The sequence below is a fragment of the Actinomyces sp. HMSC075C01 genome (genome assembly GCF_001812965.1).
GTDB classification, from domain to species: Bacteria; Actinomycetota; Actinomycetes; order Actinomycetales; family Actinomycetaceae; genus Actinomyces; species Actinomyces acetigenes.
Map to the genome: position 1 here is coordinate 55,030 of NZ_KV810992.1, position 12,238 is coordinate 67,267.

Annotated in this window: 10 protein-coding genes; all 10 read right to left on the reverse strand. The window is 70.5% G+C overall.

The window, feature by feature from the left end; translation table 11 throughout:
* Positions 1-3: 3 nt before the first annotated feature.
* Complete coding sequence (locus tag HMPREF2883_RS06820) at positions 4-1,188, reverse strand: metal ABC transporter substrate-binding protein (RefSeq protein ID WP_070660100.1); 1,185 nt, start codon at positions 1,186-1,188, stop codon at positions 4-6.
* 152 nt (positions 1,189-1,340) lie between these two features.
* A complete protein-coding gene (gene deoC, locus HMPREF2883_RS06825; protein WP_070660103.1) occupies positions 1,341-1,994 on the reverse strand; it encodes a deoxyribose-phosphate aldolase in 654 nt (217 codons plus the stop codon).
* Positions 1,995-2,369: 375 nt separating this feature from the next.
* Complete coding sequence (locus HMPREF2883_RS06835; protein WP_070660108.1) at positions 2,370-3,170, reverse strand: hypothetical protein; 801 nt, start codon at positions 3,168-3,170, stop codon at positions 2,370-2,372.
* Complete coding sequence (locus HMPREF2883_RS06840; protein WP_070660195.1) at positions 3,167-4,510, reverse strand: thymidine phosphorylase; 1,344 nt, start codon at positions 4,508-4,510, stop codon at positions 3,167-3,169. Before HMPREF2883_RS06840 ends, HMPREF2883_RS06835 begins: the two co-directional genes overlap by 4 nt.
* Positions 4,511-4,549: 39 nt before the next feature.
* Positions 4,550-4,984 carry a cytidine deaminase gene (locus HMPREF2883_RS06845; protein WP_070660110.1) on the reverse strand — a complete coding sequence of 145 codons (435 nt, stop codon included), beginning with the start codon at positions 4,982-4,984 and terminating at the stop codon, positions 4,550-4,552.
* On the reverse strand, positions 4,981-6,273 hold the full coding sequence (locus tag HMPREF2883_RS06850; protein ID WP_070660113.1) for an ABC transporter permease: 1,293 nt from the start codon (positions 6,271-6,273) through the stop codon (positions 4,981-4,983). Before HMPREF2883_RS06850 ends, HMPREF2883_RS06845 begins: the two co-directional genes overlap by 4 nt.
* Positions 6,274-6,276: 3 nt before the next feature.
* A complete protein-coding gene (locus HMPREF2883_RS06855) occupies positions 6,277-7,626 on the reverse strand; it encodes an ABC transporter permease (protein ID WP_070660116.1) in 1,350 nt (449 codons plus the stop codon).
* The gene (locus HMPREF2883_RS06860; RefSeq protein WP_070660120.1) at positions 7,623-9,152 is read right to left on the reverse strand and encodes an ABC transporter ATP-binding protein; all 1,530 of its coding nucleotides are present in this window, start codon (positions 9,150-9,152) and stop codon (positions 7,623-7,625) included. The genes HMPREF2883_RS06855 and HMPREF2883_RS06860 overlap by 4 nt, the downstream gene beginning before the upstream one ends.
* A gap of 57 nt (positions 9,153-9,209) precedes the next feature.
* Positions 9,210-10,310, reverse strand: coding sequence for a BMP family lipoprotein (locus HMPREF2883_RS06865; protein WP_070660121.1), 1,101 nt, complete (start codon positions 10,308-10,310; stop codon positions 9,210-9,212).
* A 641-nt stretch (positions 10,311-10,951) separates the two neighbouring features.
* The gene (locus HMPREF2883_RS06870; RefSeq protein WP_371080500.1) at positions 10,952-12,187 is read right to left on the reverse strand and encodes a mannose-1-phosphate guanylyltransferase; all 1,236 of its coding nucleotides are present in this window, start codon (positions 12,185-12,187) and stop codon (positions 10,952-10,954) included.
* Positions 12,188-12,238 lie beyond the last annotated feature (51 nt).

Here is a 12,238-nt window from a genome sequence, read left to right on the forward strand (position 1 = left end):
TCCTCACTTGACGTCGGATGCCTTGGGGGTCCACTGGGCGAGGTCGGCGGGGATCTCGGTGACCGTGCCGCCCCAGGCCTTGGTGAGGTTGGAGACGTTGTGGAGGATGGAGCCGATGTAGGTTTCGCCGTCGGAGCCGGGGGTGCCCAGGGAATCGCCGTAGAGCGCTTCGTCACCGATGACAGCCTTGACCCCGGCGACCTCGGCGACCTTCTGGACGGACTTGGGGTTGTTGGAGTTCTCGGCGAAGATGGCCACGGCTCCGGAGGCCTTGACCTTGTCCGCGGTCTCCTGGATCTTGTCGGCGGTGGCGTCCTGCTGGGCGTTGAAGTCGGACAAAGCCGCGCCCTCGAACTTCACGCCGAACTCGGTGCTGAAGTAGCCGAAGGCGTCGTGGCTGGTGAACAGGACTCGTTGTTCCTGAGGCACCGAGTTCAGAGAGTCTGCAGCCCACCCGTCGAGGGTCTTGAGCTTGGCGACGTAGGCGTCCACGTGGCTGCGGAAGACACCGGCCTGGTCGGGGGCGGCCTTCTCCAGGGCGGCACCGATGTTGGTGACCTGGACAATGGCGTTCTTCGGCGAGGTCCACACGTGCGGGTCGAAGCGGAACTCGGGCTGGCTCTCACCCTCCTCAGGCGGGAAGGGCCACTTGGCGACCTCGACCTTGGCGCTGCCCCGGTCGACCTTGTAGGGCTTGGCCTCCTCCTTCTTCTTCTGAGCGGCCAGGTCATCGATGTCGGCGGCCCCGGCGACGCCGGAGGTCACCACCATGGTGCCCTTGAAGCCGGTGGAGTCGACGGCGGAGTCCAGGAAGTGCTCCAGATCGACACCGGAAATGAAGAAGAGATCCGCCTCGGACAGGGCCTTGGACTGCGCCGTGGTCATGTCGTGCTCGTGCGCCGAGGCGTTGGGGGCCAGCAGGCAGGTGAGCGTGAGGCGGGACTTGGCCTTGGCGGCGTCGGCGCCGAAGTGCTGGGTCTTGCCGTCGGCTCCGGTGCGGTCGAAGGAGAGCTCGCTGGAGGCGTCGCCGGTGGCGAGCTGGGTGATGTAGTCGCAGATCTGGGTAGTGGAGGCGACCGCTTTGACCGTGCCCGACGCGTCGGCGGAGGTGGAGCTGCGACCGCAGGCCGCCAGGGTCGGAAGGGACAGGGCGAGACAGGCGAGGGCCGCAGCGCTGCGGCGGCTCATACTGGGGATGGTTCTCATAGTGCCGAGTATAGTTTCGGGTACCCGAAACTTTGCAAGTTGAGACGAGCCTTCCTAACGCGGCCTTGTGTGCACGATGACGGACCCGGCGATGATGCCAGGTCGTCGGTGGTACTCAGCCGGGCATGGGCGCCTCAGTCGTCCAGTCCCTCGAGGACGGCGGCGGAGGTGGACAGCCCCAGGCGGTTAGCTCCAGCTTCGACCATGGCGAGGGCGTCGGCGGCGGTGCGGATGCCGCCGGAGGCCTTAACGCCGAGGCGGTCTCCGACGGTGGTGCGCATGAGGGCGACGGCATGGGTGGAGGCTCCTCCGGCGGGATGGAAGCCGGTGGAGGTCTTGACGAAGTCGGCTCCGGCGGCCTCGGCGGCGCGGCAGGTGGAGACGATCTCCTCATCGGTGAGGGCCGCGGACTCGATGATGACCTTGAGGACGGCACCCCGGCAGGCCTCGCGCACACCGCGGATGTCGGCTTCGACGGCGTCGATGTCGCCCTCCTTGACGAGGCGGAGGTTGACGACCATGTCGATCTCCTCGGCACCCTTGGCGATGGCGTCGGCGGCCTCAGCGGCCTTGACGGCAGTGGCGTGGGCGCCGGAGGGGAAGCCGCAGACGGTGGCCAGGTGCAGTCCGTCGGGCAGGTTCAGCGGGAGGAGGCTCGGGGAGACGCACACGCTGTAGGCGCCCAGGGCGGCGGCCTCGGCGATGAGCGCGTCGACCTGGGCGGTGGTGGCCTCGGGCTTGAGGAGGGTGTGGTCGATGAGGCGGGCGACCTGGGTTCGCGTGGTCATGGGAGTCCTTTCAAGAGCGTTCACCCATCATGGCCTGACCAGTTTCATCCGGGCAAAGCCGACTCGGCCCGCCGGAGGACACGAAGCGCCCACGCCTGCAGGGCGAGCGGGATGAGGAGAACTGCAGGGATCCACAGCCCGCGCAGACCGCACAGGCCAATACTGAAGGGAACGGACAGGACAGCGACCGCCCCGAGTACTCCGACGGCGAAGATCATGATCGCCGCGGCTCGCTGAACATCCCAGAGATGCACATCATGGCTGACAGTCATCATCAGGCACCGCCCTCACCGAAACGTAGAAGAGAACACGCGCCCGCCTTTCAGGACGGCAGAACCTTTTCCATCCCTCGAAACAGGATAATACTCTATGCGGTCAGTTCTCGGGCGCGATGACGGCGAGGACGCGGGGCCAGTTGCCGAGTTCGCGGGGGCCGGGGCGGTGCGGATCGCGCGGGGCGGTCAGGTCGAGGGCTCGCACGGCGCCGCTGGAGGGCTCGTAGATGTGCGCGCGCCCCTTACCGGGGTCGTCCTGCCCGATGGCATGCCAGGGCAGGGCCAGGACGTAGTGGCGGGGCACGGCCGGGGTCCGGGCCAGGGACGCGCGCAGCCTCGTCCTCGCCGTGGGCTCGCTCTCGGCGTCGTCGAGGACGAGTGGACCGCCGGTGACCAGGATGACCGGGAGCCCGCCTGCCAGCGCCTCACGGATCGAGGCGACCTCACTGCCCCAGGCGGGGCCGTGGTCGCTCACCCACCTCACCGTGTAACGACGGCGCCCGCTGCCCGGGGTGCAGGCGCTCGCGATCTCGGTCATTTGCCGGGCCACGGACCAGGGTGTGGAGCCGAGTGCCTTCGGCCAGGGCAGGATCCCCAGGCCGCGGATATTCATGGCCCGTTGGAGACGCACCTGCTGGCGGGACAGGACGGAGACCAGCTGCTTGCCCTCCCGGCCGAGTGGCGCGGCGGCCATCTCCTGGGCGAGGTCGCTCGTCACGGCTGCGCGCTCGCCGGGCGCCAGGAGCAGGCGGGCGGCCAGGAGGCAGGTGGGCCCGCAGGTGGTGGCGTCAGTCTGGGTGAGGGTGATGGCCTGGCCAGCCTGGGTGAGGCGGCCCACCCGCAGCCGGGAGTTGACGGCTCGGGCGACGATGGCCGGCCCCACCTGCCGGGGCGCGGTCATCCGATGCGCTCCAGGATGACGCCGCGCTGACGGCGGGCCACGGCGTCGGCCGCCTGCGGGGAGTCAGCCTCGGAGATGACGATGCCGCCGGCGAGCGCCTGCCGGGCGCGGGTGAAGCGCTCGGGTGTGGCGGTGTGCAGGGTGAGCAGTGGTTGGCCGGCACGTACCTTGTCTCCCGGTTTGGCGTGCATGGTGACGCCGGCGACGGCCTGGACCGGGTCCTCCTTGCGGGCCCGTCCGGCCCCGAGGCGCCAGGCGGCCACCCCGATGGCGAGGGCGTCCAGGGTGGTGAGGACCCCGTCGGCCGGGGCGGTGACGGTCTCGGTCTCGGGCGCCTGGGGCAGGGGCGCGTCCGGGTCGCCTCCCTGGCGGGAGATCATGTCGCGCCAGATGTCCATGGCGCGTCCGTCGGCCAGGGCGGCACGGGCCTCATCCTCCTCCACGGGTCTACCGGCAGCGGCGCACATCTCCAGGGCCAGAGCCACGGTGAGGTCGACGACGTCGGCCGGTCCCCCGCCGACGAGCACCTCGAGGGACTCGGCGACCTCGAGGGCGTTGCCGGCGGTGCGCCCGAGCGGGGTGGACATGTCGGTGAGCAGGGCGCGGGTGGTCACGCCAGCGTCGGTGCCCAGGGCCACCATGGTGGAGGCGAGCTCGCGGGCCTGGCCGAGCTCCTTCATGAAGGCGCCCGAGCCGACCTTGACGTCCAGGACGAGGGCGCCGGTGCCCTCGGCGATCTTCTTGGACATGATCGAGGAGGCGATGAGGGGGACGCAGGAGACGGTGGCGGTGGTGTCGCGCAGGGCGTAGAGGCGCTTGTCGGCGGGGGCCAGGCCCGCCCCGGCGGCGCAGATGACGGCTCCGGGACCGTCGGCGCCGAGCATCGCCAGGATCTCCTCGCCCGTGAGGTCGGCCCGCCAGCCGGGGATGGACTCCAGCTTGTCCAGGGTCCCGCCGGTGTGCCCGAGCCCGCGTCCGGACAGCTGGGGGACGCTCACTCCGAAGACGGCCACGAGCGGCGCCAGCGGCAGGGTGATCTTGTCCCCCACTCCCCCGGTGGAGTGCTTGTCAGCCGTGGGGCGGGGCAGGCCGGAGAAGTCCATGCGTTCCCCGGAGGCGATCATGGCGTCGGTCCAGCGGGCGATCTCGGCCCGGCTCATGCCGCGCAGGTAGATGGCCATGGCCAGGGCGCTCATCTGCTCCTCGGCGACGGCGCCGCGGGTGTAGGCGTCCACGACCCAGTCGATCTGGGCGTCGCTCAGGGTGGCGCCGTCGCGCTTGGCGGCGATGACGTCGACGGCGTCGAAGGGCTCGACGACCGGCGTGGCGGGGACGGTCACGGGGTTCTCCTCCATCTGTGGCTACTGGTCAGCCGGCCCTCAGGTCTGCTGGCCGACGACGCGTTCGACGTCGTCGGCGGTGAAGCGGTCGGGCAGGACCTCGTCGATGCTCATCATCCCTGAGGGCATGGCCAGCACCATACCGTCGGCGGCGTGCTCGCTCAGGAGCTGGCGGCAGCGCCCGCACGGCGCGAGGGCCCGGCCGTGGGCGTCCACGCAGGCGAAGGCGACCAGGCGCCCTCCCCCGGTGCGGGTGAGCTCGGAGACGAGGCCGCACTCGGCGCACAGGGTGACGCCGTAGCCGGCGTTCTCCACGTTGCATCCCGAGACGAGTCGGCCGTCGTCGACCAGGGCGGCGGCGCCGACCTTGAAGCGGGAGTAGGGGGCGTAGGCGTGGGTCATGGCCTCCACGGCGAGCTCGTGCAGGGCCTGCCAGTGGGCGTCGGTCAGTTCGGTGGGCGCGATGCTGCTCACGGGTAGGGCACCCCCTCGGCGGCCGGGGCACGCACCTTGCCCACGAATCCGGCCACCGCCAGGATCGTGACGATGTAGGGGATCATGGAGATGATGTCCGGTGAGACCGAGCTGCCGATGACCGGCAGGGTCTGGGCCACGGAGGTGGCGAAGCCGAAGAGCAGGGCCGCCCCCAGGGAGCCCAGGGGCCGCCAGGCGCCCAGGATCATGGCGGCCAGGGCGATGTAGCCGTTGCCGGCGGTCATGTCGTTCTCGAAGGACAGGCCCGATCCGACGGTGAAGAAGGCCCCTCCCAGTCCCGCGAGCGCCCCGGCCAGGGCCAGGTTGGTCACGCGGGTGCGCATGACGTTGATGCCGACGGTGTCGGCGGCCTTGGGGTGCTCACCGCAGGCCCGCAGCCTCAGTCCCCACCGGGAGCGGAAGAGCATGACGGACAGGACCGCTACGGCCGCGTACATGAGGTAGACGAGGATCGTCTGGCGGAAGAGGACCGGCCCGATGATTGGGATCCGGGACAGCAGCGGCACCGTCAGGGTGGGCAGGCGCAGGGCCCGGTTGAGGCTGGGGCTGGAGGACAGGAAGGTGGAGAACAGGAAGCCGGTGAGCCCGGAGACCAGGACGTTGAGGACGACGCCGACGACGATCTGGTTGACCCGGTAGCGCAGTCCGAACAGGGCCAGCAGGAGGGCCACGAGGACTCCGGCGACGGGTGCGGCCAGGATCCCCACCCAGGGGTTGGAGCAGGCCGAGGCGACGACGGCCCCCAGGAAGGCCCCGCCCAGGAGCTGGCCCTCGATGGCGATGTTGATGGTGCCCGAGCGCTCCCCGATGATCCCGGCCAGTGAGCCGTAGACGAGGGGGACGCTCAGTCCCAGCGCGGAGGACAGGATGGTCACCAGGGGGATGACGCCGCTGCGTCCGGCCCCGGCCCAGGCCAGGAAGGCCAGGACGAATCCGATGCCGATGAGGGCGGCGGCCCAGGTCGGGATCCTGGTGCGGCGCCGGGAGCGGTCGAAGGCGACGGCGGTGGCCGCCGCGACGATCCCGGCGGCGGCGAGGATGACCAGGCGCGCGTTGAGCTCGGGGGCGCCGAGCCTGAAGAGGTCGGAGGAGGCGGTCAGGTCGAAGGTGGTCGAGCCGCGGGCCCCCAGGGCCATGAGCCCCTGCAGGAGGAGCGCGACGACGCCGGTGATCGGGATCTTCAGATCCATGGGCGCGAGCGCCGCGGGCGCGGACGCATCCGGTGCGGTCGCGGCGTGAGAGTCGGCGGAAGCGGTTGATGCGCTCATGGCTCAGGCCTCCTTCGCGGCGGGAGCGGCCGGGGCTGCGGCCGGTACTGAGGCGGGGGACGGGGAGGTGGCGCCGAGGGGCTCTCGGCGCTCCGGGAGCCGGAAGATGGCCCGGATCAGGGGCGGCGCGGCGATGAACAGCACGATCGTGGACTGCAGGACCAGGACGATCTTGATGTGGGTGCCCGGAGCGGCCTGCATGGCGGTGCCCCCGGCGCGCAGCGCCCCGAAGAGCAGGCCGGCCAGCACGGTCCCCAGGGGGCGGGAGCGTCCCAGGAGTGCCACCGTGATGGCGTCGAAGCCGATGGTTCCCACGACCGACTCGTCCATGCTCTTCTGGGTGCCCAGGACCGGCGCGGTGGCGGCCAGCCCGCACAGGGCGCCGGAGATCATCATGACCAGGCTCGTCACCCATGGCACGCTCATGCCGGCGGTGCGGGCGGCGTCGGCGTTGAGTCCGGTGGCCCGCAGCTGGAAGCCGAGGCGGGAGCGCTCCATGAGCCACCACACGGCCACGGCGACCAGCAGGGCCAGGAGGAAACCGGCGTGGAGGCGGAAGGAGTCACCGGCCAGCGAGGGGTACTGGGCGGCATCCGCCACGGTCAGGGACTTGCGGTTGCCGGTCTCTCCCTCACCGTTGAAGGCCTTGAGGCTGAGCACCTGGGACAGCAGGTGGGCGGCGATGGAGTTGAGCATGATCGTCACGATCACCTCGTTGGCTCCGGTGCGGGCCTTGAGGACGCCGGCGATGCCGCCCCACACCAGTCCACCCAGGGCCGCCCCGACGACGGCCAGCAGCAGGTGGGCCACCGGTGGCAGGTTCCAGGCGATGCCCACGTAGCAGGCGGTGATCGCCCCGAGGATCATCTGCCCCTGGCCGCCGATGTTGAACAGGCCTGCGCGGAAGGCCACCGCCATGCCGAGCCCGGCGATGATGAGCGGGGTGGCGTTGGTCAGGGTGTCGGTGATGGGTCGGATCATGCGCACGCCCGTGGTGGCGCGCCAGTCGAAGACAGCACCGCGCAGCAGGGAGCTGTAGGCCTCGCTCAGGGTGGAGGCGGTGGCGTGGAGGAAGTCGCCGGGGCGGTTGAACAGGTAGGTGGCGGTGTAGCGCACCTCGGAGTCGGCCGCGAGGATGAGGATCGAGCTGAGGATCAGGGCGGTCAGGACCGCGAGCAGCCCGACAACGGCCGGTGAGGAGGCGACCTGCCGCAGCAGGGCGGCCTGGCCTGCAGGCCGACTGCCCGACTGGCCGCTCAGGCCTCTCTCGGTCCGTTTCTCGGGGCGGTCCTCGTCCTCGGACGGGGGCCTCGGGGTTGCTTCGGTGCTGGAGCCGGTGGTGGGGGTGCTCATCGTGTCTGCTCCTGAGGGTCGAGGGCCTGTTCGGCGGGGGTGCCGGCCATCATGAGGCCCAGGGCGTCGCGGGCGGTGTCGGCCGGGACGGTGCCGACGATCCGTCCGCGGTACATGACGGCGATCCGGTCGGCCAGGGCGTAGATCTCGTCGAGCTCGGAGGAGATGATGAGGACGGCGGTGCCGGTGTTCCGCTCGGCGACGATGCGCTGGTGGACGAACTCGATGGAGCCCACGTCCAGGCCGCGGGTGGGCTGGGAGGCGACGAGGACCTTGAGTGGCCGGGAGAGCTCGCGGGCGAGGATGGTCTTCTGCTGGTTGCCTCCCGAGAGGGTGGAGATGGCGTCGTCGACGTCGGTGACGCGCACGTCGAACTCCTCGCGCATCCGGTGGGCGGCGTGGCGCACGCGCGTCGGGGACAGTGACGGGCCCCGCCCCAGGGAGGGGTCGTCGTAGCGGTCCAGGACCATGTTCTCGGCGACGGAGAGCTCGGCGACCATGCCGTCGGTGGTGCGGTCCTCGGGTACGAAGCCCAGTCCGGCTCGCAGGCGGCGGCGCACCGTGTGGCCGGTGACGTCCTGGCCGTCGAAGGCGATGGAGCCGGCGGTGGGCGCTCGCAGCCCGAGGATGACCTCGCTCAGCTCGGTCTGACCGTTGCCCTGGACACCTGCAATGGCGAGGATCTCGCCGGATCGCACGTGCAGGTCGATGTCCTGAAGCAGGGCGGTGCCGTCCTCGATGAGGCTGATGCCCTCCAGGGCGAGCCCGTCGCCCCCGGGGGCGGCCGGGGGCTTGTCGACGGTCAGGGAGACGTCGTGGCCGACCATGAGGCCGGCGAGCTCGGGGGCCGAGGCGGTGGGCTCTGCGGTGCCGACGACGCGGCCGCGGCGGATGACGGTGATGGTGTCGGCGACCTCGCGGATCTCGCGCAGCTTATGGGTGATGAAGACGATGGAGGTGCCCGAGTCCTTGAGCTCGCGCATGATGGCGATGAGCTCGTCGGTCTCCTGCGGGGTGAGCACGGCGGTGGGTTCGTCGAGGATGAGGACCTTGGCGTCTCTGGCCAGGGCCTTGATGATCTCCACGCGCTGCTGGACGCCCACGGGCAGGTCCTCGATGAGGGCGTCGGGGTCGACGTCGAAGCCGAAACGGCGGGAGATCTCAGTGACCTTGGCCGCGGCGGCGCCGGCGTTGAGGATCCCCAGCGGCCCGACCGGCTCGTAGCCCAGGGCGACGGACTCGGCCACGGTGAAGACGGGCACGAGCATGAAGTGCTGGTGGACCATGCCGATGCCTGCGGCCACGGCGTCGCCCGGACCGGAGAAGGTGACGGGCTCATCGTCGATGAGGATCTCTCCGGCGTCGGGCTGGTGGAGGCCGTAGAGGACGTTCATGAGTGTGGACTTGCCCGCGCCGTTCTCGCCCAGGAGGGCGTGTATCTGGCCGGGTTCGACGGTTAAGTCGATGTGGTCGTTGGCCACGAGCGGCCCGAAGGCCTTCGTGATCCCGCGCAGCTCAAGCTTCACAACAGGCTCGCTTCCGGGTGGCGGTGGAGGCTCGGGGCGCCGGCCCCGGCCGGGCGTTCAGGAGGGGTCATAGGGGGTGGAGACGTCGAGGGTCCCGTCGATGATCTGGCCTCGCAGCTCCTCGAGCCTGGCCTTGACCGGCGCCGGTACCCGGGAGTCGAAGTCGTGGAAGGGTGCGGCGGCCACCCCGTTGTTCTTGAGGGTTCCGATGTAGGGCTCGGAGGAGAATCTCCCCTCGGAGGCGTTCTTGACGGTGTCGAAGACCGAGTTGCCGATCTCCTTGACCACGGAGGTCATGATGATGCTGCCGTCGCCGGTGGAGGTGTAGCCGTCGGAGTCGACCCAGATGACGGCGTTGGTGCCTCCGGCGTCGTTCTTCTGGCGCACGGAGGACAGCGTGCCCTGGCCGACGGGGCCGGCCACCGGCATGATGACGTCCGCGCCCTGGGAGATGAACTGCTCGGTGATGGCCTGGCCTTTGGCGGCGTCGGTGAAGTTGCCGACGAAGGAGCCGCCCTTGCCGGTGGTGGTGTCCCAGCCCTTGACCTGGACCTGGGCGCCGGTGTCCTGGTTGTAGCGGGCCACGCCTTTGGCGAAGCCGTCCATGAAGATCTGGACGGTGGGCAGGGGCTTGCCGCCGTAGGTGCCCACGACCCCGGTGCGGGAGGTGCCGGCGGCGGCGTATCCGGCCAGGTAGGCGGCCTCGGCCGTCTTGAACAGCAGCGGCTTGGTGTTGGGCAGGGTGGCGGGCTTTCCGTCGGCGCCGATGAAGGAGGCGTCGATGAGGGCGAACTGGATGTCGGGGTTGGCCTTGGCCGACTCGGTGAGGTCGGCGGCGATGTTGAAGCCGACGCCGATGACGAGCTTGCAGTTCTGCTGGATGAGCGCGTAGATGTTGGTGGCGTAGTCGGCCGAGCTTTCCGACTGCACGGCGATGGTCTTGACTCCCAGCTCCCTGCCGGCCCGGTCCAGGCCCTTCTTGCCGGACTCGTTGAAGGAGTGGTCGTCGAATCCGCCCTCATCGGAGAGCATGCAGGCGGTGAAGTCCTTGGCGCCCTCCAGGTTGCGGGTGGGCCGCTGCGCCGGCGGCGTCCCGCAGGCGGCCAGGACCAGGGCCACGGCCGCGCCGAGTGTCATCGCGGAGCAGGCCTTCTTCATGGAAACCTCCGTGGTTCTCACGTGCGACGGGGGACACATTCGAGTGTTAAGGATAGGTGAAAACCTCTCATTATCACACCACCTGTTCCACCCAGATGATCTCGTGATCGTCGTGGTTTCGACGAGGGGCCCAGCGCCGGAGGACTGTCTTCTTCCGGCGCCGGGCCCCTCAAAGGGTCGGCTGGCCGGGCCCGACTGCCACCGCGTGCCTCGCCGACAGGGGCCGGCGAGGCTGCTCGTAGCAGCTCGGGTGGCGTCCGGCGTCGTCTGGTTGCAATGCACGAGGCCCGGGTGCTACTGGAGGAGGGATGGGGGTACTCCAGGTAGGTAGGGCCTTCGTGCAGTACGCACAACCCATGACCAGTAGATCCCGACCCTCGTGGAGTAGGGCGGCTCTGAGAAGGCCCGGGCCCGAGCCGACGTCGGACCACGACCTCCAGGCCCCGAGCAGGCGCCAAGCCGGGGCCAGTGGAGTCGGACCTGGGGTGAGGGCGTCAGGCTGCGCCGCAAGAACCCTGCTGAGTCGATGTTCAAGGCAGCCCACCATCACCCTCGGGGTAACCAGCCCTATCCCGGAATCGCGAGCGCGTGAGTGTCTCAGAAGTCGAGGGGACAAGACGGTCCCTAGCGCAGTGGTTCGGCTAGAGCAGGTCCTCTCGGCCGGCCGCCTTGAGGGCGTCGACGACGCCCTTGACGTCCTGGGCGCGCTCAGGGGTGGTGACCAGGAGGGCGTCGGGAGTGTCGACGACGACGGTGCCCGGCACCCCCAGGAGCACGACCGTGCGTCCGCAGGTGGAGGCGACGAGGGCACCGTCGGAGTCGAGGGCCCGGATCTCTGCGCGAGGGGCAACGGGGGCGGCGTCGCCGGCAGAGCCGTCGACGTCGTCGAGGACGCCGACACCGGTGGCCGGCCCCTGGGTGCGCGGCGGGACGAGGTCGGTCAGGGCGTCGAAGCCGCCGACGTCGTTCCAGCCCATGGAGACCGGCACGGTGGCCACTCCCCCGGCGGCGGCCACCGGCTCGGCGATGGCGTGGTCGATGGCGATCTTCTCCAGGGCGGGCCAGCGCTCAGCCAGGACCTCCTCGCGCTCGGGGGCGTCCCAGGCGGCGGCGATGTCCTCGATGCCCTGGGCCAGCTGGGGTCTGAGCTCGGCGAGGTGGTCCAGGAGGACGCCGGCGCGGACCACGAACATGCCTGCGTTCCAGCGGTAGTCGCCGGTGGCCAGGTAGGCGGCGGCGGTGTCGGCGTCGGGCTTCTCGGTGAAGCCCAGGACCCGGCGTCCGTCGGGGGCTCCGGGCACGTCGGTGGGGTCGCCGGCGTGGATGTAGCCGAAGGCGGTCGAGGGGCCGGTGGCCTCGATCCCGATGGTGACCACCCATCCCTGCTCGGCCAGGCAGGCGGCCTGGCGGACGGCGTCGGCGAAGGCGGCCCGGTCGGCCACGGTGTGGTCGGCGGCGAAGGATCCGACGACGGCGTCTCGCCCGTGGCGGTGGGCGATGACGGCGGCGGCCAGACCGATGGCCGCCATGGAGTCGCGCGGGGAGGGCTCGGCCAGGAGGTTGTCGCGCGGGATGCCCGGGAGCTGGTCGGCGACGGCGGCGATGTGGGCGACTCCGGTGACGACCGTCGTGGTGGCGGTCAGGGGGGCCAGGCGCTCGACGGTGTCCTGCAGGAGGCTGCGGCCGGCCCCGGTGAGATCGAGGAGGAACTTGGGGCGCCTGCGTCGGCTGAGCGGCCACAGCCGGGTGCCCGCGCCGCCGGCGGGGATGATGGCGTGAATGGCCGGAGTTGAGCCGTCGCAGGGTGTCGAGCCGCTGGGATGTGCGACCCGAGTGGAGCCGCCGGGGTTACCAGGGTTGCCAGGAGTGTCAGTCACCACCACAGGCTATCGCCCTGGCCCGCTGTCTGTTCACCAGGTCAGGCTCAA